This is a genomic window from Kitasatospora xanthocidica (assembly GCF_014656195.1).
Lineage (GTDB): Bacteria > Actinomycetota > Actinomycetes > Streptomycetales > Streptomycetaceae > Kitasatospora > Kitasatospora xanthocidica.
Genome location: NZ_BNBY01000003.1, coordinates 23,698 through 44,988, shown reverse-complemented (window position 1 = coordinate 44,988; position 21,291 = coordinate 23,698). Strand labels below are relative to the sequence as shown.

The window sequence follows — 21,291 nt, the reverse complement described above, 5'->3', positions numbered from 1 at the left end:
CTCGTGCCCGGCTCCCCCTCGTGCCCCGCGAAAGGCACCCGCAGTGACCCTCGACCCTCCCGCACCGCACGCCGCCCGTCCGCGCGGGCACCGCGGCCGCCTCGGCCCGCTGCCGTGGATCGCCCCGGCCGTCCTGCTGATCCTGTTCGTCGTCCTGTGGCCCGTGTACGAGATGGTCCGCACCTCGTTCCTGCGCGTCAGCACCAGCGGATTCGTCCGCGGCTCGGCCGGGTCGGACAAGTACCGCAAGCTCTTCGGCGAGACCGACCTCGGCCACGTGCTGCTCTCCACCGTGCTCTGGACCGTCGCCGTGGTCGGTCTGACGATGCTGCTCTCGCTGGGCCTGGCCCAGCTGTTCGACCAGCGCTTCCCCGGCCGCCGGTTCGCCCGCTGGGCCCTGATCGCGCCCTGGGCCGCGTCCGTCCTGATGACCGCCATCGGCTTCCGGTGGATGCTCGACCGGACGGCCGGCGTCCTCAACACCGCGATGACGGACCTCGGCCTGATCGACGGGCCCCGCGACTGGCTCGGCGACCCGGCCACCGCCTGGCCCTGGATGGTGGCCGTCGCGGTCTTCGTCTCGCTGCCCTTCACCACCTACACCCTGCTCGCCGGCCTCCAGACGGTCCCCGGGGAGGTGTACGAGGCGGCCAGGGTGGACGGTGCCTCCCGGTGGCAGGTCTACCGGCGGATCACCCTGCCGCTGCTGCGCCCGGCCTTCCTGGTCGGCCTGGTGATCAACCTGATCAACGTCTTCAACTCCTTCCCCGTCATCTGGGGCATGACCCAGGGCGGCCCGAGCAGCGACACGGCCACCACCACGGTGTTCATGTACCAGCTGAAGAGCACCGACATCGGCGAGTCCGCCGCCATGTCGGTGGTCAACTTCGCCCTGGTCGTGGTGATGGTCCTGGTCTTCCTCAAGGTCAGCGGATGGACGAACGGGGAGCGGAGATGACGGGACGCCAGGCGGCGCGGAAGCTCCGCCCGCGCACCCTGCTGGTCGCGGCGACGGCCTGGCTGCTGGCCGATGTCTTCCTGCTCCCGTACCTGGAGATGGTGGTCACCGCGCTGCGCCCGGCCGACGAACTGCGCGACCCGTCCTACCTGCCACGGCACTTCGCCTGGTCCAACTTCGTCGACGTCTGGCGGGACTCCACCCTCGGTGCCAACCTGCGGGTCACCCTGCTGGTCGCCGCGGGCTCCACCGTGCTGGTGCTGCTGGTCGCCCTGCCCGCCGCCTACCACACCGCCCGGGTCCGCTACCGGGGGCGCCGGCTCTTCCTGCTCCTGGTGCTGGTCACCCAGATGTTCCAACCGACCTCCCTGCTGGTCGGGCTGTACCGCGAGTTCTACCAGCTGTCCATGCTCAACTCGGTCTGGACGCTGATCCTCTGCAACGCCGCCTTCAACCTGGCCTTCGCCGTCTGGATCCTCACCGCCTACATCGGCTCGATCCCGGTCGAGCTGGAGGAGGCCGCCATGGTGGACGGCCTCGGCCGGCTCGGGGCGCTGCGCCGGGTGGTCCTGCCGCTGGCCCTGCCCGGCGTGGTCACCGCGCTGATCTTCACCTTCATCGCCGCCTGGAACGAGTTCGTGATGGGCCTGACCCTGACCACCGCGCCGGAACGCCAGCCCCTCACCGTCGGCATCAACGGCTTCATCGGCAACTACACCGTGGAGTGGAACTACCTCTTCGCGGGATCGGTCGTCGCGATCGTGCCGGTCGTGGTGCTGTTCGCCCTCATCGAGCGCCGGGTGGTGTCCGGGCTGACCGCCGGATCGGTCAAGTAGCCGACGCCGTCCCCCGGTCGGGCGCCGGGGCTGTGTCGCCACCCCCTCTTCCGAAGGAGTCGCCGCATGACCTCCCACACCGCCGCCGAGATCGCCTCGCAGCCCGCGTGCTGGCGCCGGGCGGCCGAGTCCCTGCCCCGGTACGCCGACGTGCTGCCCCGCCGGGGCGAGCGGGTCGCCGTCACCGGCTGCGGCACCTCCTGGTTCATGGCCCAGGCCTACGCGGCGCTGCGCGAGGGCGGCGGCCACGGGGAGACGGACGCCTTCGCCGCCTCCGAGTTCCCCGACGGGCGCGGCTACGACCGGGTGCTGGCCGTCACCCGCTCCGGGACCACCACCGAGGTCCTGGAGCTGCTGGCCCGGGCCCGCGCGGCCGGGGTGCCCACCGGCGCCCTCACCGCCGACCCGGCCACGCCCGTCATGGCACTGGCCGACACCGTCGCGGTGCTGGACTTCGCCGACGAGCGCTCGGTGGTGCAGACCCGCTTCGCCACCACCGTACTGGCCCTGCTCCGGGCGCAGTTGGAGGCCGAGGACGCCCGGCCGGCCGGGGTCCGCCCGCTGGCCCGGGCGGTGCGCGACGCCGAACGGGCCCTCGCGCAGCCGCTGCCCGCCGGGGCGGACGGCGCCGAGCAGTTCACCTTCCTCGGCCGGGGCTGGACGTACGGGCTGGCGCTGGAGGCCGGGCTGAAGCTGCGCGAGGCGGCCGGGGCCTGGACCGAGGCGTACCCGGCCATGGAGTACCGGCACGGGCCGATCGCCGTCGCCGGACCGGGCCGGGTGGCCTGGGCCCTCGGCCCGCTGCCCGCCGGGCTCTCCGAATCCATCGCCCGGGCCGGCGGCCTGCTCGTCGCCGGATCCGGCGAGGCCGCGACCGACCTGGACCCGCTGGCCGACCTGATCCGGGCCCAGCGGCTGGCCGTCGCGGTCGCCGAGGCGCGCGGCTGCGACCCCGACCGGCCGCGCCACCTCACCCGCTCCGTCGTGCTGCCGGACCCAGGTTCCTCCTCCTGATCACGTCCCACCTGACACGAACCTCCTGACCACGATCCGACCCCCCCTTCCGTCGACAGGAGAACCGACCATGCGCTTACACCGACCCCGACCCCGCCCCCGGCTCCGCCCGGCCGCCCTCGCCGTGGCCCTGAGCAGCATCACCGCCCTCGCCGGGCCCGCCCTTCCGGCCCGGGCCGCGGCCCCCGGCTCCGCCGTCCTCGACCAGGGCCACCAGAGCGTCACCTGGCAGAGCCCCCAGTACGCCAAGGGCACCCTCGGGGACGCCGCGTCCTGCCCGCCGGCCGCGCAGGACCCGGGCGGCGCGGTCTGCGACCACTTCGACCTGACCGTCAACGTGCCGGCCGGCTACTGGGACGACAACCCGGAGGGCGGCGTCCCGGTCTCCGTCCGCTGGCAGAACCAGACCGACGACTTCGACCTCTACATCTACGACGCCGCCGGCAAGCAGGTCGCCAGCAGCGCGGGCACCGCCGACCCGGAGGCCACGGTGATCCCGAAGGCCTCGGGCACCTACCGGGTCCTGGTCGTCCCGTACGACGTCCACGGCGGCTCCTACACCGGCACGGCCTACCTGCCGCAGACCGCCGACGCGGGCGACCTGACCTCCTTCGGCGGCTCCCAGGGCAGCTACGACATCACCGCCGGCACCCTCAAGGCCGAGGTCGACTTCCTCGCCGACGACCAGCTGCGCCTGCGCGCCGCCCCCGACGGCGTCCTCACCGACCCGGCCGGTAGCACGATCATCCGCAAGCAGCCCGAACCCCAGCGCGACACCAGCACCTTCGACGCCGGCGCGTACTACGGCATCCGCTCCAAGGACCTGGTGCTGCGGGTCTACAAGCACCCCCTGCGGTTCGGCCTGTACAAGGCCGACGGCACCGCCCTCTGGCAGGAGGACGCCCCGCTGCGCTGGAGCACCGGCGGACTGCGGCAGAGCCTGGTGCGCGGCGCGGACGAGCAGTTCTTCGGCGGCGGCGAGCAGAACGGCTCCTTCTCGCACCGCGACAAGACCATCCACGTCGCCAACAGCTTCGACTGGAACGAGGGCGGCTGGAACAACTCCCAGCCGTTCTACGTCTCCACGGCCGGCTACGGCGTCTTCCGCAACACCTTCGCGCCCGGGATCTACTCCTTCGGCTCGCCCGTCCGCACCGGGCAGCAGGAACGCCGCCTGGACGCCTACTTCTTCACCGGCGACGTCAAGTCGGTGGTCGGCCGCTACACCGCGCTCGTCGGCAAGCCCTTCATGCCGCCGGTCTACGGCCTGGAACCCGGCGACTCCGACTGCTACCTGCACAACGCCAACCGCGGCGAGCGCCACACCCTGGACGCGCTGAAGGTCGCCGACGGCTACGTGGCCAACCAGATGCCGCTCGGCTGGATGCTGGTCAACGACGGCTACGGCTGCGGCTACGAGAACCTCGCGCAGACCGGCCAGGGCCTGCGCAAGGACCACGCCCAGCTCGGCCTCTGGACCCAGAACGGCCTGCCCGACCAGGCCACCGAGGTCAAGGCGGGCGTCCGGGTGCGCAAGCTCGACGTGGCCTGGGTCGGCAACGGCTACGACTTCGCGCTGAACGCCTGCGACCAGGCCAAGGCGGGCATCGAGGACAGCAGCGACGCCCGCGGCTTCGTCTGGCTGCCGGTCTCCTGGGCCGGCGCGCAGCGCTGCGGCGTGCTGTGGAGCGGCGACCAGAGCCTGTCCTGGGACTACATCCGCTGGCAGATCCCCACCTACGCCGGCGCCACCATGTCCGGCATCGCCTACAACACCGGCGACGTCGGCTCGATCTACCGCCGCGACCCGAAGATGTACGCCCGCGACCTCCAGTGGAAGGCCTTCCTGCCGGCCGTCATGACCATGGACGGCTGGGCCAAGGACATGACCGGCAAGCAGCAGCGCGACCAGCAGCCCTGGCTGGACGGCGAGCCGTACACCTCGATCAACCGCAAGTACCTGCAGCTCAAGGAGCGGCTGCTGCCCTACATGTACACCCTCTCCGAGGAGGCCACCCGCACCGGCATCGGCGCGGTCCGCCCGCTCGCCCTGGAGTATCCGAACGACCCCGAGGCCCTCGGCCCGAACGCGACGTACGAGTTCCTGGCCGGGCCCGACTTCCTGGTCGCGCCGGTCTACTCCGACACCTCCGTGCGCGACGGCATCCACCTGCCCGAGGGCACCTGGACCGACTACTGGACCGGCCGCACCTACCAGGGCCCGACCACCATCAACGGCTACTCCGCCCCGCTCGACACCCTGCCGCTGTTCGTCCGCGGCGGCGCGATCGTGCCGATGTGGCCCAAGGGCACGCTGTCCTGGGAGAACCGCGACCGCTCCGAACTCGACTACGACCTCTACCCGGAGGCGAAGGGCGACTCCTCCTACACCCTGTACGAGGACGACGGCGTCACCCGGCAGTTCACCGCCGGCTCCTCCGCCACCCAGCGGGTCGACGTGCACACCAACCGCGCCGTCACCACCGTCGACGTCGGCGCCAGCGAAGGCAGCTACGCCGGCAAGCCCGCCGAGCGGTCGTACCGCTTCACCGTGCACGGCCGCCCCGCCCCGCGCCTGGTGGTCGGCGACGACGGCCCGCTGCCCCGGCGCGACTCGGCGGCCGCGCTCGACTCGGCCGGCTCCGGCTGGTACTTCGACGCCGCGACCGGGGTGACGGAGATCCGCACGCCGTCCCAGCCCACCGACGACAACTTCTCGCTGCGCCTGATCCACGGCGGCAACTGACCGCGACCCGACAGGTACCGAACCCGCGCGCAGGGCTCCCCTCCCGAGGGGGGTCCTGCGCGCGGCCGTATCCCGGGACCGCGAAACCCGGCGGAACCCGGTGGAATGCTCCCGGGGCTGGCCATTTCCCCCTCGACCTGGTCGAATCCCAGTCGTGGACGTGGAAGTGGACGTGGACGGAAGCGAAGAACCCCGCGGGGGCACCCCCGTGGGACGGCGGGTCGTGCTCGGCCTGCTGGGGCTCGGGGCCGCCGGGGTGGCCGTCGGCCCGTACCTCCAGCGGGCCCAGGACGCCGTCACCGCCGCCGACCCGACCGGGCTGACCGGCCTGCTGCCGGGCGGCGGAGGCTTCCGGTACTACTCCGTGACCGCCTCGGTGCCGAACCGCACCGAGGAGACCTACACGCTGACGGTGGACGGCCTGGTGGACCGCCCGGCGACCCACCGGCTGGCCGACCTGCGGGCGATGCCCCAGCGGCGGCTGGTCAGGGACGTCCAGTGCGTGACCGGCTGGCGCGTCCCGGACACACCGTTCGAGGGCGTTCCGCTCGCCCACCTGCTGGACCGGGCCGGGGTACGGCCCGGGGCGAAGGCGGTGTCGTTCAGCTGCTTCGACGGCGCGTACACCGAGAGCCTCACCCTGGAGCAGGCCCGGCGTGAGGACGTCCTGGTCGCGCTCAAGCTGCAGGACACCCCGATCACCCACGCCCACGGCGGTCCGGTGCGGCTCTACGTCGCGCCGATGTACTTCTACAAGTCGGCCAAGTGGCTTTCGGGCATCACCGTCACGGACGCGGTGCGGCCCGGCTACTGGGAGGAGAACGGCTACGACGTCGACGCCTGGGTCGGCCGGTCGAACGGGCGGGACGATGCGCCGACGAGCTGAGCTGGTCCTCCGGTTCACCCGCGCCGAGCGCTGGGTGCACCGCACCACCGCCACCCTGATGATGATCTGCCTGGCCACCGCTGCGTGCCTCTACCTGGCCCCGCTGGCCGAACTGGTCGGGCGCCGGCGGCTGGTGGTCACCGTGCACGTCTGGTGCGGACTGGCACTGCCGGTACCGCTGCTGCTCGGGCTCACCTCCCGGGCGCTGCGGACGGACGCGTCCCGGCTGAGCCGCTTCACCCCGGCGGACCGGGCCTGGCTGCGCGCCGTGAGCAGGCGCCTACCGCTGCGCCCGGCGGGCAAGTTCAACGCCGGCCAGAAGCTGTACGCGCAGTGGACGCTCGGATCGATGCTGGTCGTCCTGGGCACCGGCCTGCTGATGTGGCTGACCCACCTCGCGCCGCCCGCCTGGCGGACCGGGGCGACCTTCGTCCACGACTGGTTCGCCCTGGCGATCGCCACCGTGCTCGCCGGCCACATCCGGATGGCGATCGGCGACCGGGAGTCCCGGCTGGGCATGCGGACCGGTCTGGTCGACCGCCGGTGGGCCGAGCGCGAGCACCCGCACTGGCAGACCGCCGCCGCACCCGAGCCGCCGTGACCACCGGCTCGGCTCAGGTGGGGCGCGGGTTCAGCGGTCGGCCTGGTAGCCGTTGATCTTGCTCAGCGGCCCGCGGCTGCCGTCCTGGTAGGCCGGCTGCATCTGGACGTCACCGTAGATCTGGAACAGCTTCTCCGCCGGATCGGCGGCGGTGGGGTTGCAGTTGGGGTAGCCGACGTACCAGTAGATGCCGGCCACGCCGTCGCCCTCGACCGCGGGGGAGACGGTGGTGTAGAAGGCCGGCGACGGTCATCACCGCGGCCAGCGCGGCGAGGCGTGAGCGGGTTCCTCTGCGTTCCATGATCCGTGACACCTTTCGTTCGTCGGCGAAGTGCCCTTGGGCAGAGCCTGTTCGAGCACGGTGGACGTCGCAAACGCCGTGTGCCGAAGCGGTGACGGCCGGGGGCGGGGCGGGTCAGGTGGGGGAAGGCGGGGTCAGGAGGCCGGGAACATCTCCTCGACGCAGCCGGTGACGGCCTCGCGCAGGGTCTCGATGATCCGGGGGACGAGGTCGTCGGTGGCGGGGTCCGTCGGTCGGGGGTCGGCGGGGGTGCAGATCAGGTACGTGACCGGCACGTGTTCGTCCCCGGCGGGGACACCGAGCCTGCGGCGGAAGGCGTCGACGAACGGCCGGCCGTAGGCCGCGGGGTCGAGGGCGGAAGCGGTGACGAGGAGCGGAGGGGCGCCGAGGGGCGCGACGCCGAGCCGGGCGCGGACCCGGTCGTTGAGCTCGTTGGCGGTCCTGAGGACGGTGTTGGGCTCGCCGGAGACGACCGGGTTGAAGGCGTAGCCGACGGGGAGCTGGTCCGGCCCGAGTTCGCGGAGCAGCGCGAGCGCCTCCCGGTCCCGCAGCAGCTCCTCGTCGCTCCTGGCCACGATGCGGTCACGGATGAAGGCGAGCTGCTCCTCGACGGCACGGCGCTGCCCGGCGCCCACGGCGCCCGCAGCGCGTTCGGCGGGCAGCCGGTGGACCGTCGTCACGGTGAAGGGGTCGCCGGGGCGGGCCATGGTGAGGAGGGCGGCGTAGAGGCGCTTGGCGGCGAACAGGGCCCGGCCGGGGGTGGGCCCGGTGCCCTCGGAGTCCCCGATGCCCCCGGAGTCCCCGATGCCCCCGGAGTCCCCGGTGCCCCCGGAGTCCTCGGTGCCGAACAGGCCGGAAGGTCCGAACAGGCCAGAGGGTCCGAACAGGCCGAAGAGGCCGAAGAGTCCGAAGGAGCCGGCACCGGTGCCGAGGAGGGCCTGGTCCCGCTGCCGCCGGTCGCGGTAGCGCAGGCCGCCGGCCGGCTGGGGGGCGGGGCCCGCCCGGTGGGCGGCGATGCTGACGGAGTCGGCCCGGTCCAGGGCGTCGTGCTGCTCGGTGACGTAGGCGCTCCGCGCGAGCTCCCCGGTGGCGGCGACGTCGCTCCGGGCGGCATCCGCGTGGACGGGGTAGCACAGGCCGCGGCGCCCGAACTCCTCGCGCAGGTCGAGGATCGCGGCGAGCGGGTCGACGGCGCCGAGGTCGCCGCCGCCCAGCACGGCTACGTCGAGGAGGACGGGTTCGTGCTCGCCGAGGCACTCCTCCAGCAGTTCGCGGCGGGCGTCCGGGTCGGCCCGCGCGTCGAGGTCGACGGCGACGGCGCGCAGGTTGTCGCGGCCCAGGCCGAGGACGGCGGCGGTCTTGGGCCAGGAGGGGTGCATGGTGGCCGGGGCGAGGATCACGCCGGGGGCGACCTCGCCGCGGAGGAAGTCCCGGAAGGCGTCGTAGCCGAGGTGCTGGAGCGTGTACTTGCCGACCAGGGACAGCTGGGCGTCGGTGAGCCCGTACGCCGTGCGCAGCCGGGCGGGCAGGCCGAGGACGGTCGCCGGCCGGAGGTTCACCAGCTGCCAGGGGGAGAGGTCGGCGAGCGGCTGCTCGGTGCCGTCGGGCAGCGGAACGGTGAGCCGGCGGGCGACGGCGAGGCCGGGCTCCCGGCGGACCGCCTCGGCGACGGCCACCGGGGTGTAGGTGAGGTCGCGGGCGGACCAGGCGGCTTCCAGGTTGGCGACGGTGCCGCCGTGGGTGGGGTGGCCCCGGGAGGCGTCCGTCCGGTGGCCGAGGAGGCGCCGGAGGCCGTCGCCGACGGTCCGTTCCGGGGTGCGGCGGGCCGCCGCCCCGGCCGGCGGGCCGCCGACCTCCTCGGGCAGTCCCTGCCCGCCACCGTCCGTCACGGTCGAGTCCATGCCCGCGCCTCCAGGATCCGCCGGGAACGGTGCGCCGATGCGCACCGCGCGAGACCTGGATAGGGCACGGACCATGATCGTCCGGGCAGTGTCGTGCGCCGGGCCGTGGCCTCCCACTCGACAGGAGTAGCGCGGTCCGGAGTGCGGTGGGGGGCGTGCCCGGGGCCGCGTCCCCCGGGCGCACGACCGCGCACTGCCGTGCGCGTACGCTCCCCCGGCCGACGGGCTGAACGAGCGGGCGACGGCGGGAGTGGGAAGTCGGCCCGGCCGACTTCCCACTCCCGCCCGGTGGTGCGGGTGCGGGGGGATCAGCCGAGCAGCAGGTACTTGGTGGACGGGACGCCCTGGTAGAGGCTGCAGTCGGTGTTCTGGGTGGTCATGGTGTAGGTGAAGCCCTTGGGGATCTCGCAGGCCCAGATGCCGTTGGCGGGCTTGCGGAGGTGGAAGGCGTTGGACTGGACACCGGGCTGGAGGCTGCAGGCGCTGCCCCAGGTGATCAGGTCGTAGGTGAAGGCCGGGGTGCCCATGCAGGCGGTGAGGCCGTCGACCGGGGTGCGCAGGTGGTAGGCGTTGGACTGGACGCCGGGCTGCTGGCTGCAGGCGCTGCCCCAGGTGATGGCGTCGTAGACGAAGCCGGGCGAGCTCTGGCAGGCCGTCAGACCGTCGACGGGGGTGCGCAGGTGGAACTGCGGGGCGTTCCAGCTGCCGGAGCTGCAGGTGCGGTTCATCGACACCTGGTCGTAGACGTAGCCGGACGGGACGGTGCAGGCCCAGACGCCGTCGAGCCCGGTGGTGGTGGCGCTCGCGGGGGTCGCGGTGGCCGCGCCCGAGAGCAGGAGGGCGAGGGCGGCCAGTGCGGCGAACAGCAGGCGGACTGGGCGGGTGCGTGCGGTGGGCATGGCTCTCCCAGGGTGATGGCCCGGACGGGCACGGGGCACGGGGACGTCGAACAGCTGGCACGGAGTGCGGGGCGGGCAGCGGGGGTCGCGGCCCGTCGACGGTTCTAGGGCGGACGATTCGCGGCCGCCTCGCGAACCGGTCGGGCCGGTCCCGCCGTCCCGGCCGGACGTTCACGATTCGTAAGGTCTGCCGCACCGGTTCCGCCGCCGTCCGTTCCTACAGTGGCCGGGAGGTTGTTCCCGAGAAGACGAGAAGAGAGGTGGGCCGGGATGACGGTCGACCAGGACGTCCTGCCGAGTGCCGAGGTGGGCGTGATCGGTGGCTCCGGGCTCTACGAGCTGCTGGACGACGTGACCGAGGTGCGGGTGGAGACCCCGTACGGCGAACCGAGCGACGCGCTGTTCGTGGGGGAGGTGGCCGGGCGGCGGGTCGCCTTCCTGCCCCGGCACGGGCGCGGCCACCGGCTGCCGCCGCACCGGATCGACTACCGGGCCAACCTGTGGGCGCTGCACTCGCTGGGCGTGCGGCAGGTGGTGGCGCCGTGCGCGGTGGGCGGGCTGCGGCCGGAGTACGGGCCGGGCACGCTGCTGGTGCCGGACCAGTTCGTCGACCGGACCTCGGGGCGGGTGCAGACCTTCTACGACGGGCTGCCGCTGCCGGACGGCACGGTGCCGGAGGTGGTGCACGTGTCGATGGCCGACCCGTACTGCCCGGCGGGCCGGCAGGCGGCGATGGAGGCCGCTCGGGAGGCGGCCTGGGAGCCGGTGGACGGCGGCACCCTGGTGGTGATCGAGGGGCCGCGCTTCTCCACCCGGGCCGAGTCCCGCTGGTTCACCGCCAACGGCTGGTCGGTGGTCGGCATGACCGGGCACCCCGAGGCGGTGCTGGCCCGTGAACTCGGGCTCTGCTACACCTCGGTGGCCCTGGTCACGGATCTCGACGCGGGGGTGGAGAGCGGGGAGGGCGTCACCCACGGCGAGGTGCTGAAGGCGTTCGCCCGCAACGTCGACCGGCTGCGCACGGTGCTGTTCAAGGCGGTCGAGCGGCTTCCGGTGGTGCGGGAGTGCCCGTGCGGTCACGCCCTGGACGGTCTCACGACGGGTCTTCCCGGGGTGCCCGGCGCCTGACGGGCCGGGGCCTGCGCCCGACGGGCCGGGGCCGGTGCCTGGCCGCCCGGTCCCGGCGCCGCCACCGTCCGGCGAGCGCGAGCAGCAGCGCGACACCGGCGGTGGCGGCCAGCACCAGCAGCCAGTTGCGCAGATATGGCAGCGGCAGCACCGAGGGGTTGCCGTGGTCGTCGTCGGCGCGCAGGACGGCCGGCAGGCCGACGGCGGTGACGGCCGCCGCGACGACCAGCCAGCCGCGCAGCACCGGCCCGCGCACCAGGAACGCGCCGAGCAGGCACACCAGCGGCACCCACAGCCCGTCGTGGATCACCAGCCCGCCGAGCGCCCAGACCAGGATCTCCACCGGGTCGGTGATGTACGGGTCGCCGAGCAGCCCGTACAGGCCGTAGCCGATCACGGCGAGGCCGGCGGCCAGGAGCAGGCCGCGGACGGTGGCGGTCATACGATCACCTCGATGCGGGTGACCCACTTGGTCTGCAGGACGCCGGGCCGGTTCGGCGCGATGACGCGGGCCGGGAACCCGTGGTCCGCCGCCAGGACCTCGCCGTTGACCCGCAGGGCGAGCAGGCTGAGCGGATCGTCGACGTACGGTGCGGGCATCGCCATCACCCGGTACGGTCCCTCGGCCTCCAGCGAGGTGACCCGTACCGCCGAGCCGGGCGGGGCTCCGGCCCGCCGCACCAGTTCGGACAGCCGGACCCCGGTCCACCGGGCCGAGGCGCTCCAGCCCTCCACGCAGGAGATGGGCAACTCGACGTCGTGCTGCGGGAGTTCGCCGAGTTCGAGGAGCGTGAGCCGGTACGGCCGCGGCCCGTCCACCAGGAGCCGCCAGTCGGCGGGCACGGTGACCGTGCCGGCCTGGGCGGCGGTGCGGTTCACCGGCAGGCCCTGCGGGCCGAGGTCGGGACGGCGCGGGGCCAGCAGGTCCAGGCCGCTCAGCCAGGGCACGCTCTGCCCGGCGGTGACGAGGGTGACGGTACCGACGGCGGCGGTGGTCGCCGCGAGGAACGCGCGGCGCTGCGCCAGAGCGGGAACCGCCCGGCGCCACCAGTGCGCGGCGATGAGCGGCGCCTTGACGGCCAGGTGGACCAGCAGCCCGCCGGTGGCCAGCCAGCCCAGCCAGAAGTGGGTCTGCCGGAACGGGAACGGCCACGGGTACCACTGCAGGGTGTTCAGCAGGCCGGTGAACAGCTCCAGCAGGACGGCCGCGACGAGCAGCGCGATGCCGAGCCGCTCCAGGGCGTGCAGCACGCTGCGGGCCGGCGGCCACTCGATCAGCCGGGGGTAGACCGCCCACAGCTTCGCGCCGGCCAGCGGGATCGCGGCCAGGCCGCTGATCACGTGCAGGCCCTGGGTGACCCGGTAGCCGTTCACCGGCCGCGCGGGCAGGTGCGGTGCGAGCCAGCCCGGCGGGTCCTGGAGCAGATGGCTGGTCAGGCCGGTCAGGAAGCAGACCAGAAGGGCCGCGCCCAGCCAGCGGCCGAGGACGACCACGGTCCGCGGCTCGTGCAGCGGTGAGGTGAACACCCCCTCCCGCAACGGCCCGCGACGCAGGAACGCCGGGGGAGCGGGCAGCGGCGGGTCGTAGCGGCGGCGGCTGGCAGGAGTGCCGGAGTCGGCGGGTTCGGTTTCCACCCGTCCATCGAAGCGCCCCGGCACCTCCAGCCGGTGCTCCGACGTGCTTACGGATTCCGAACGGCGGCCTCGCCGTCGGCGCCGGGGAGGCGGGCCGGTGGGAGGGTGGGCGGCGTGATCTCCCGTACCGTCCCGCCCTGCCTCCTCGCTCTCGCCGCCCTGGTCACCGCCCTGGCGCTGACCGTCGACCGGAGCGCCGCCCTGCCGCTCGCCGGCTGGTACGTCCTCGATGTCGCCCTGTTCGCCGTCGCGGTGCTGCTGCTGCGCAAGGTGCCCGGCGGGGCGGTGGTGCCGCTGGTCCTGGCCGGCTCCGTCGCCGTGGCCGCCGTCGGGCTGCTGGCCCCGCCGCGCACCAGCGACGACGCCTACCGCTATGTCTGGGACGGCCGGGTCCAGGCGGCCGGGATCTCTCCGTACGCCCACACCCCGGACGATCCGGCGCTGGCGCGCTTGCGCGATCCGGGGCTCTTCCCGGTGGGGGACGGGTGCGCGGGCTGGGACGAGCGACGCACCACGGCGGGGGACTGCACCCGGATCAACCGGCCGGCCGTGCACACCGTCTACCCGCCGGTGGCGCAGGCGTGGTTCCTCGCGGTGCACCCGTTCGGCGGCGGGGTCCGCGGGGTGCAGGCGGGCGGGGCGGTCCTGGCGGTGGCGACCACCTGGCTGCTGCTGGCGGTGGGGCGGGAGAAGTGGCGGGCCGCGCTGTGGGGGTGGTTCCCGGGCCTGACGGTGTGGGCGGTCAACGACGCGCACGTGGACACGCTGGGCGTCCTGCTCACGGTCGCCGGGCTGGGCTGCGCGGTGCGGGGACGGGCCGTCCGCAGCGGGCTCCTGCTGGGCGGCGCGGTCGCGGCCAAGCTGCTGCCCGCCCTCGCCCTCCCGGGCGCGCTGTCGGGTCTGCTCGCCCGGCGCCCGGACCGGAACGACGTGCTGCTCCTCGGATCCGCGCTCGGCGCCTTCGCGCTGTCCTACCTGCCGTACGTGCTGGCCTCGGGCACCTCCGTACTGGGCTACCTGCCGGGCTACCTGCGGGAGGAGGGCTACGAGCAGGGGCACATCGACCGGTTCGGACTGCTGCGGCTGGTGCTGCCCGACCGGCTGCTGCCCTGGGCGGCGGCCCTGGTCCTCGCGGCGGTGGTGGCCGCCGTCCTGCGCCGGGGCGACCCGCGGCGGCCGTGGTCCGGGGCGCTGCTGGTGACGGGCACGGCGCTGCTGCTCGTCGCGCCCTCCTACCCGTGGTACGGGCTGCTGGTGGTCGCCATGGTCGCGCTCGACGGCCGCTGGGAGTGGCTGGCCGTCCCGGCCGCGGGGCAGGCGCTCTACCTGACGGGGGGCCAGGAGGCGCAGCAGCTCTCCTACGGAACGGCGCTGTGCGTCGTCCTCCTGGTCCCGCTGCTGCGGCAGCGCCGCACGGGGCGGGCGGCCGTGGCGGTGGGCGCCGAGAAGTGACGGAAGTCTGACGGACCGGCGCCGGCCCTGGCCGTGCCGCCTCCCGGCTGGTCGAATCGGCGGCGTGAGCGAACAAATCGAAGAGGACCGGGGAACGCCGGTCGGCCGCCGTACGGTGCTGGGCCTGCTCGGGCTCGGCGCGGCGGGAGTCGTGGCCGGCCCGTACCTGCAGAGAGCCCAGGAAGCGGTGGCCGGGAAGGACCCGACAGGTCTGGCCGGCCTGCTGCCGGGAGGCGGCGGCTTCCGGTACTACTCCGTGGTCGGCTCGGTGCCGGTCAAGGGCCCGGACACGTACACCCTGACGGTGAACGGGCTGGTGGACCGCCCCGGCAGCTACCGGCTGGCCGACCTCCAGGCGATGCCGCAGCGCCGGATCGTCCGGGACGTGCAGTGCGTGACCGGGTGGCGGGTGCCGGACACCCCGTTCGAGGGCGTGCCGCTGGCGCACCTGCTGGACGCCGCCGGAGTCAGGGCGGGCGCCGCCGCGGTGCGGTTCGACTGCTTCGACGGCGAGTACACCGAGAGCCTCACCCTGGAGCAGGCCCGGCGTGACGACGTGGTGGTCGCGCTCAAGCTCCAGGACGCGCCGATCCCGCACTCCCACGGCGGCCCGGTGCGGCTGTACGTGGCGCCGATGTACTTCTACAAGTCGGCCAAGTGGCTGTCCGGGATCACCGTCACCCGCACGGTGGAGCCGGGGTACTGGGAGCAGAACGGCTATGACGTCGACGCCTGGGTCGGCCGCTCGAACGGACGTGACGATGCGCCGACCGCCTGACCGCGTGCTCCGCTTCACCCGCGCCGAGCGCTGGGTGCACCGCGCCACCGCGGGCCTGATGCTGATCTGCCTGGCCACCGCCGCCTGCCTCTACCTCGCGCCGCTGGCCGAACTGGTCGGGCGCCGGCGGCTCGTCGTCACCGTGCACGTGTGGTGCGGCTCGGCGCTGCCGGTACCGCTGCTGCTCGGGCTGGCCTTCCGGGCGGTGCGGGCGGACGTGACCAGGCTGAGCCGCTTCCACCCCGTGGACCGGCAGTGGCTGCGGGCGGCCCGGGCCCGGGTGCCGCACCGGCCGGCGGGGAAGTTCAACGCCGGGCAGAAGCTCTACGCCCAGTGGACGCTCGGCGCCATGCTGACGATCCTCGGCACGGGCCTGCTGATGTGGTTCACCCACCTCACGCCGACGGTCTGGCGGACCGGCGCGACCTTCGTCCACGACTGGCTCGCGGTGGCCATCGCCGTGGTGACCGCCGGGCACGTCCGGATGGCCCTGCGGGACCCGGAGGCCCGGCGCGGGATGCGGACGGGGCTGGTGGACCGGCGCTGGGCCGAGCGGGAGCACCCGCAGTGGCCGGTGCCGGGCGGGGACCGCGTGGGGGCGCGGGAGTAGCGGGTCCCCCCGGGCGGGCGTCCTCCGGCCCGGGGGGCGCCTACCGGGGGGACGCTTCTCGTCAGCGCGGACGGGCCGCCTTCCGGAAGGCGAGGAAGTGCCGGCCGTGCGAGGACCAGCGCTCGGTCTCGACGAGCCCGGCCCGCTCCGCGCGCCGGGTGGTGGCCGTCGCACCGCAGCGGGCCCAGGCGAACGGCGGTCCGACCCGCCCGTCGGCGCCCTCGACCCGTACGGTGATCCGCTCGTCGACCTCGGCCGGCTCCACCTCGACCAGCAACACGGCCCCCGGGGCGAGGAGTTCGGCGCTGCGGCCGAGCAGCAGCCCCGGGTCGCCGCCGATGCCGAGGTTGCCGTCGGCGAGCAGCGCGCCACCCCAGCGGCCCTCCGCGGGGAGCCGGTCGAACACCGACCGGCGCAGGGCCGGCCCGCCGAGGCTCCTGGTCCGGGCCACCGCGGCTCCGGTCACGTCGACACCCAGCGCCGGCACGCCCAGGCCCAGCAGGGCCGCGACCAGCCGGCCGGGGCCGCAGCCGAGGTCCACCACCGGCGCGGCCAGCCGGGTGCAGCGCAGCAGCAGCCCGTGATCGGCTCCGGCGGCGGGTGCGCACCAGCGTTCGACGTCGAGCGGGATCCGGCGGCCGTCCTCGCCGCGGAGCCACAACGGGCCCCGGCCGGCGCGGACGGCCTCGGCGAACGGGTCGTCCACCCACGCCTCGGACGCGACGGTCACCCCGCCACCTCCCGGGCGGTCCCGATCGACCGCAGGCAGGCCGCGAACCTGCCGTCCGGGGCCTCGGCGGCGACCTGCCGCGCGTCCAGGACGGTGTCCACGTCGGTGACCACCGGGAGCCGGCCGACCGCCAGGCCTTCCGCCGCCAGCCGGTCGAGCAGGGCCCGCCCGGTGTCCGGCGTGGACATCGGCACGCCCAGGAGCAGCCGCCGGGCCAGCCGCTCGGTGGGCCTGGCCAGCCCGAGCGCCCAGAACCCGCCGTCGGCGGCCGGCCCGTACCAGGCGTCGACGCCCGTACGCCCGGCGGGCGACAGGGACTCGGCGAGCAGCGCGGCGTCCAGCTGCGGGGTGTCCATGCCGACCAGCAGGGCGGGCGCGTCCGGGGCGAGGACGGCGGCCGCCGCGAAGGCCGCCGCGAGCCGGGCGTCCAGCCCGCCGCCCGACTGCGGCACGACCTGCCAGCCGGGTGGGAGCCAGTCGCCGACGGCGCCGTCCAGGACGAGCAGCCGCCGTCCGGCCGGCATCCGGGACAGGGCGGCGAGGGTGTCGGCGAGGGCGGCCTCGGCCAGCGCCGCCGCCTGCTCGGGCGTGCAGGGCGGGGTGAGGCGGGTCTTCACCCGCCCCGGGACCGGCGACTTGGCGATCACCAGCAGGGTCGGGGCCGGTGCGGCCAGGACGGCCCGCATGTCGCGGACGGCCTGCCGGGTGCCGCGCACGGTGCCGGTGACCTTGGAGCGGCCCGCGCGCGGCAGGTAGTCCACGGGCGTCTCGGCGATCCGCATCCCGGCCGCCGACGCGGCGAGCACCATCTCCAGGGGGTAGCCGGAGCGGCGGTCGCCCAGGCCCAGGGCCAGCAGCCGGTCACGGCGGGCGGCCCGCATCGGCCCGAGGTCGTGCAGTGGCGCTCCCGTCCTCGCCCGCAGCCGGCGGGCCAGGAACGCGTTGGCCAGGCGGGCGTGGAGCGGCCACGCCCCGACGGTCGCGGGGCGGCGCCGGCCCAGCACCAGGTCCGCGGCGCCGGCGAGGACGGGGGCGGTGACCCGCGGCAGCTGGGCGGGATCCAGCGAGCCGTCGCAGTCCATGAAGCAGACGAACTCGGCGGTGGCGGCGAGCAGCCCGGCGTGGCAGGCGGCGCCGAAGCCGCGTCGCGGTTCCTCGACGACGGTCGCGCCCAGCGAGCGGGCCAGCTCGGCGGAGCCGTCACGGGAGCCGTTGTCGACGACGACGGCCCGCCAGCCCGGCGGGACGCGCCGCAGCACCCAGGGCAGGGCCTCGGCCTCGTCGAGGCAGGGCAGGATCAGATCGGCACGTGGCAGCGGGGGAGTCGGAGAGATCACGTCGGCCACGCTAGGGGCGGGCGGGCCCGTGGCGGCCGAACCGCGCCCTTACGGAAGTCGTACGTCAGCTCGCCGGCGGAGGAAGCCGGTGTTCGGCCGGAGGGAGCGGCGTCCGGCTTGAGCCGCGATCTTACGGAACGCGAACGTCGACCCCGGTGCGGCACCCCGGGACGGCCCACGGCTCGTATCCTCGGCGGGGTGAACGACAGCCCCGCCTCCGCCGCACCGCCGGACCCCGCCCGCATCCTGGTGATCGACGACGACCTCACCGTGGGCGAGGTCGTCGCCGGCTACCTCACCCGGGCCGGCCACCACGTCGACCGGGCCGTCGACGGCAACCGGGGCCTCGACCTGGCCCGCGCCCACCGCCCCGACCTCCTGGTCCTGGACCTCATGCTCCCCGGGATCGACGGGCTGGAGATCCTGCGCCGGCTGCGCGCGACCGAGGACGGCGCCGACCTCCCGGTGGTCATGCTCACCGCCCGGGGCGACGAGGCCGACCGCATCCTCGGCCTGGAACTGGGCGCCGACGACTACGTCACCAAGCCCTTCAGCCCACGGGAACTCGTCCTGCGGGTCCAGTCCGTCCTGCGCCGCTCCCGCGCCGGCGCCGGCGCCGCCACGACGCCCGCCCCCGTGCGGCTGGTGTCCGGGGACATCACGCTCGACCCGCGGGCCCGCCGGGCCGACCGCAAGGGGCGTGAACTCCTGCTCACCCTGCGGGAGTTCGACCTGCTCGCGTTCCTCCTCCGGAACCCCCGGACGGTCTTCGCCCGGCAGGAGCTGATGCAGCGGGTCTGGGGCTGGGACTTCGGCGACCTGTCCACCGTCACCGTCCACGTCCGCCGACTGCGCGAGAAGATCGAGGACGACCCCGCCGCACCGACCCTGATCACCACGGTCTGGGGCGTCGGATACCGCTACGACCCCGCGACGGACGGTCGCCGCGACCCGATGACCGACGGTCGCCACGACCCCGCGACGGACGGTCGCCACGACCCCGCGACGGACGGTCGCCACGACCCCGCGACGGACGAGAAGGACGGCCCGGCGTGAAGGACCTGCTGCTGATCGCCCTGTTCGCGGGGCTCGGCGCCACCGGCGCAGGCCTGCTCGGCTGGCTGGCCGTACGGCTGCTGCGCCGGCGCTCGGTGGCGCTCTCGCTCTTCTGCGTGGCCGTCGTCACCGTCCTCGCCGTCACCTCCGGGACTTTCGCCGTCGCCCAGGCGATGTTCCTGTCCGGGCACGACCTCGGGGTGGTGATAACCGTCCTCGGCATGGCGTCCGTGGTCTCGCTGCTCACCGCCGCGCTGCTCGGACGCCAGGTGGTGGCGGGCAGCCGCGCCCTGACCGCGGCGGCCCGCACGGTCGGGAGCGACACCGGCTTCACCGCGCCCGACCACCCCCTCGGGCTCGAACTGGCCCAGCTCAGCGAGGAACTCGCCGCCACCAGTGCCCGGCTCGCCGAGTCCCGGGCCCGGGCGCAGGCGCTGGACGCCTCGCGGCGGGAGCTGATCGCCTGGATCTCCCACGACCTGCGCACCCCGCTCGCCGGGCTGCGCGCCATGGCCGAAGCCCTGGAGGACGGGGTGGCCGACGAGCCGGAGCAGTACCTGACGCGGATCCGCGCCGAGGTGGAGCGGCTCACCGGCATGGTCGACGACCTCTTCGAACTCTCCCGCATCCAGGCCGGCGCGCTGTCCCTGACGGTGTCCCGGGTGTCCGTCTACGACCTGGTCGACGACGCGCTGGCCGGCGCCCACCCGCTGGCCCGCCGGCGCGGCGTCCGGCTGGAGGGCCGTCAGGTCGCCGCCGAGCCGGTCGAGGTGGACAGCCGCGAGATCACCCGGGTGCTGGGCAACCTCCTCGTCAACGCGATCCGCTCGACGCCCGAGGACGGCGTCGTGGCGGTCTCGGCCCGCCGGGAGGTGGACGAGGTCGTCCTCTCGGTCACCGACGGCTGCGGAGGGATCCCGGAACAGGACCTCTCCCGGGTGTTCGAGACCGGCTGGCGCGGCAGCAGCGCCCGGACGCCGCGGCGTGATCCCGGTGAGGGCGGGGACAGCGGGGCCGGGCTCGGCCTGGCCATCGTCCGCGGCATCGTCGAGGCCCACTCCGGCCGGGCCCGGGTGCACAACGTCGCCGGGGGCTGCTGCTTCGAGATCGCGCTCCCGGCGGCGCGCGGGTAGGCGGGCCGGGGGCGGGTCTGTGAGGTAGGCGGGCAGGCCCCTGGGCGGTCAGGCCCGCAGGCCCGCGGCGGCGAACTCGGCCATCCCCGCACGGAACGGCACCCGGGCCCGCCAGCCCAGCTCCGCCCGCAGCCGGGAGGAGTCGGCGGTGATGTGCCGGACGTCCCCGAGCCGGTACTCGCCGGTCACCACCGGCTCCGGTCCGCCGTGGGCGTCCGCCAGGGCCCGGGCCATCTCGCCGATGGTGCGCACCTCCCCGCTGCCCACGTTGTACGCCCGGGCGTGGCCCGGAGGCCGGCCGCCGACGTCCGCCAGGGCGGCGAGGTTGGCCGCCGCGACGTCGTCGACATGGACGAAGTCCCGGCGCTGGCCGCCGTCCTCGAACACCCGGGGCGCCTCACCGCGGGCGAGCGCCGAGCGGAACAGCGAGGCCACCCCGGCGTACGGGGTGTCGCGCGGCATGCCCGGGCCGTAGACGTTGTGGTAGCGCAGCGCCAGGACGGATCCGCCGCAGGCGCGGGCCCAGGCGGAGGCCAGGTGCTCCTGGGCGAGCTTGGTCGCGGCGTACACGTTCCGGGGGTCGCCGGGCGCCTCCTCCGCCACCAGGCCCGGCCGGAGCGGGGCCCCGCACACCGGGCATGGCGGCTCGAACCGGCCCGCGTCGAGGTCCTCCGGCCGCCGCGGACCGGGCGCCACGGCCCCGTGCTCCGGACAGGCGTACCGGCCCTCGCCGTAGACCACCATCGATCCGGCCAGGACCAGGTTCCGCACCCGTGCGCGGGCCATCGCGGACAGGAGCACCGCCGTACCGAGGTCGTTGCAGCCGGCGTACGCGGGCGCGTCGTCGAGGTCGAGCCCGAGGCCGACCATCGCCGCCTGGTGGCAGACCGCGTCCACCCCGGCCAGGGCGTGCTCCACCGTGGCCGCGTCCCGTACGTCGCCGTGCCGGAAGTCGACGCCGGCCGGCAGCTCGGGAGCCGAACCCGACGGGTGGACCGCGGGCAGCAGCGCGTCCAGCACCCGGACCTCGTGGTCCGCGGTGGCCAGGGCGCGCACGACCGTCGAACCGATGAACCCGGCGCCGCCGGTGACCAGAATCCTCATGACCTGGGACGCTACCGGCCGGCCCGCCCACCGGGCCGTCGCCACGGGACGGCGTCAGCGATCCGTAAGGCCTGGCGTTCCCCGCCGGGTACGGGAAATGGGGTGGCGATCGCACGTGTGATCGATAGGCTTCGCGCCGATCAAGCTGACACACAAGGTGGTTGACGATCCGTCCGGTCCGTCCGG

20 protein-coding genes and 1 pseudogene are annotated in these 21,291 nt (G+C 74.8%); 12 read left to right on the top strand and 9 right to left on the bottom strand.

Annotation, left to right across the window (positions count from 1 at the left end; all coding sequences use genetic code 11):
• The first annotated feature begins 43 nt into the window (after positions 1-43).
• The 6 genes from IE332_RS06480 (at position 44) to IE332_RS06455 (ending at position 7,041) form a co-directional block, all read left to right on the top strand.
• Positions 44-958 (top strand): carbohydrate ABC transporter permease, encoded by a 915-nt coding sequence (locus tag IE332_RS06480; RefSeq protein WP_189914175.1) that lies wholly within the window; start codon positions 44-46, stop codon positions 956-958.
• Complete coding sequence (locus IE332_RS06475) at positions 955-1,794, top strand: carbohydrate ABC transporter permease (protein ID WP_189914174.1); 840 nt, start codon at positions 955-957, stop codon at positions 1,792-1,794. Before IE332_RS06480 ends, IE332_RS06475 begins: the two co-directional genes overlap by 4 nt.
• A gap of 66 nt (positions 1,795-1,860) precedes the next feature.
• Positions 1,861-2,808, top strand: a complete 948-nt coding sequence (locus IE332_RS06470) for an SIS domain-containing protein (RefSeq protein WP_189914173.1) — start codon at positions 1,861-1,863, stop codon at positions 2,806-2,808.
• Positions 2,809-2,878: 70 nt separating this feature from the next.
• A complete protein-coding gene (locus IE332_RS06465) occupies positions 2,879-5,554 on the top strand; it encodes a glycoside hydrolase family 31 protein (RefSeq protein WP_229928373.1) in 2,676 nt (891 codons plus the stop codon).
• A gap of 154 nt (positions 5,555-5,708) precedes the next feature.
• Positions 5,709-6,440 (top strand): molybdopterin-dependent oxidoreductase, encoded by a 732-nt coding sequence (locus tag IE332_RS06460; protein ID WP_189914172.1) that lies wholly within the window; start codon positions 5,709-5,711, stop codon positions 6,438-6,440.
• Positions 6,424-7,041 carry a cytochrome b/b6 domain-containing protein gene (locus tag IE332_RS06455; protein WP_189914171.1) on the top strand — a complete coding sequence of 206 codons (618 nt, stop codon included), beginning with the start codon at positions 6,424-6,426 and terminating at the stop codon, positions 7,039-7,041. Before IE332_RS06460 ends, IE332_RS06455 begins: the two co-directional genes overlap by 17 nt.
• Positions 7,042-7,071: 30 nt before the next feature.
• On the opposite strand, the gene IE332_RS06450 is transcribed toward IE332_RS06455, so the two are convergent.
• The 3 genes from IE332_RS06450 to IE332_RS06440 form a co-directional block, all read right to left on the bottom strand.
• The gene (locus IE332_RS06450) at positions 7,072-7,239 is read right to left on the bottom strand and encodes a hypothetical protein (protein ID WP_189914170.1); all 168 of its coding nucleotides are present in this window, start codon (positions 7,237-7,239) and stop codon (positions 7,072-7,074) included.
• 237 nt (positions 7,240-7,476) lie between these two features.
• Positions 7,477-9,243, bottom strand: coding sequence for a pyridoxal-dependent decarboxylase (locus IE332_RS41795; protein ID WP_189914169.1), 1,767 nt, complete (start codon positions 9,241-9,243; stop codon positions 7,477-7,479).
• Positions 9,244-9,551: 308 nt separating this feature from the next.
• Positions 9,552-10,142 carry a hypothetical protein gene (locus IE332_RS06440; protein WP_189914168.1) on the bottom strand — a complete coding sequence of 197 codons (591 nt, stop codon included), beginning with the start codon at positions 10,140-10,142 and terminating at the stop codon, positions 9,552-9,554.
• A gap of 270 nt (positions 10,143-10,412) precedes the next feature.
• Between IE332_RS06440 and IE332_RS06435 the strand changes: the two genes are divergently transcribed.
• Entirely contained in the window at positions 10,413-11,270 is an 858-nt protein-coding gene (locus tag IE332_RS06435; protein WP_189914167.1) for an S-methyl-5'-thioadenosine phosphorylase, read from the top strand.
• Here IE332_RS06435 and IE332_RS06430 read toward each other — a convergent pair.
• Positions 11,236-11,712 carry a hypothetical protein gene (locus tag IE332_RS06430; protein WP_189914166.1) on the bottom strand — a complete coding sequence of 159 codons (477 nt, stop codon included), beginning with the start codon at positions 11,710-11,712 and terminating at the stop codon, positions 11,236-11,238. The two genes, IE332_RS06435 and IE332_RS06430, sit on opposite strands and share 35 nt — an antisense overlap.
• Positions 11,709-12,797 carry a molybdopterin-dependent oxidoreductase gene (locus IE332_RS06425; protein ID WP_189914540.1) on the bottom strand — a complete coding sequence of 363 codons (1,089 nt, stop codon included), beginning with the start codon at positions 12,795-12,797 and terminating at the stop codon, positions 11,709-11,711. The genes IE332_RS06430 and IE332_RS06425 overlap by 4 nt, the downstream gene beginning before the upstream one ends.
• A 222-nt stretch (positions 12,798-13,019) precedes the next feature.
• Here IE332_RS06425 and IE332_RS06420 point away from each other — a divergent pair, with 222 nt between their 5' ends.
• The 3 genes from IE332_RS06420 to IE332_RS06410 all read left to right on the top strand — a co-directional run bounded on the left by IE332_RS06420 (position 13,020) and on the right by IE332_RS06410 (position 15,745).
• Entirely contained in the window at positions 13,020-14,357 is a 1,338-nt protein-coding gene (locus tag IE332_RS06420) for a glycosyltransferase 87 family protein (RefSeq protein ID WP_189914165.1), read from the top strand.
• Positions 14,358-14,421: 64 nt separating this feature from the next.
• The gene (locus IE332_RS06415) at positions 14,422-15,135 is read left to right on the top strand and encodes a molybdopterin-dependent oxidoreductase (RefSeq protein ID WP_189914164.1); all 714 of its coding nucleotides are present in this window, start codon (positions 14,422-14,424) and stop codon (positions 15,133-15,135) included.
• Entirely contained in the window at positions 15,077-15,745 is a 669-nt protein-coding gene (locus tag IE332_RS06410) for a cytochrome b/b6 domain-containing protein (RefSeq protein ID WP_189914163.1), read from the top strand. Before IE332_RS06415 ends, IE332_RS06410 begins: the two co-directional genes overlap by 59 nt.
• Before the next feature lie 61 nt (positions 15,746-15,806).
• Here the strand turns inward: IE332_RS06410 and IE332_RS06405 are convergent, their stop codons facing one another.
• The 3 genes and pseudogenes from IE332_RS06405 to IE332_RS40690 form a co-directional block, all read right to left on the bottom strand.
• Positions 15,807-16,475 carry a class I SAM-dependent methyltransferase gene (locus tag IE332_RS06405; RefSeq protein ID WP_189914162.1) on the bottom strand — a complete coding sequence of 223 codons (669 nt, stop codon included), beginning with the start codon at positions 16,473-16,475 and terminating at the stop codon, positions 15,807-15,809.
• Positions 16,472-16,999 carry a DUF2064 domain-containing protein gene (locus tag IE332_RS40695; protein WP_229928428.1) on the bottom strand — a complete coding sequence of 176 codons (528 nt, stop codon included), beginning with the start codon at positions 16,997-16,999 and terminating at the stop codon, positions 16,472-16,474. The genes IE332_RS06405 and IE332_RS40695 overlap by 4 nt, the downstream gene beginning before the upstream one ends.
• 96 nt (positions 17,000-17,095) lie before the next feature.
• Positions 17,096-17,821 (bottom strand): annotated as a pseudogene (locus tag IE332_RS40690) (glycosyltransferase family 2 protein); the annotation flags it as partial.
• 189 nt (positions 17,822-18,010) lie between these two features.
• On the opposite strand from IE332_RS40690, the gene IE332_RS06395 reads away from it, so the two are divergent.
• A complete protein-coding gene (locus IE332_RS06395) occupies positions 18,011-18,868 on the top strand; it encodes a response regulator transcription factor (RefSeq protein WP_229928372.1) in 858 nt (285 codons plus the stop codon).
• Complete coding sequence (locus tag IE332_RS06390) at positions 18,865-20,001, top strand: sensor histidine kinase (RefSeq protein WP_189914160.1); 1,137 nt, start codon at positions 18,865-18,867, stop codon at positions 19,999-20,001. The genes IE332_RS06395 and IE332_RS06390 overlap by 4 nt, the downstream gene beginning before the upstream one ends.
• A gap of 48 nt (positions 20,002-20,049) precedes the next feature.
• Here the strand turns inward: IE332_RS06390 and IE332_RS06385 are convergent, their stop codons facing one another.
• Positions 20,050-21,105 carry an NAD-dependent epimerase/dehydratase family protein gene (locus IE332_RS06385; protein WP_189914159.1) on the bottom strand — a complete coding sequence of 352 codons (1,056 nt, stop codon included), beginning with the start codon at positions 21,103-21,105 and terminating at the stop codon, positions 20,050-20,052.
• Between the last annotated feature and the right edge of the window lie 186 nt (positions 21,106-21,291).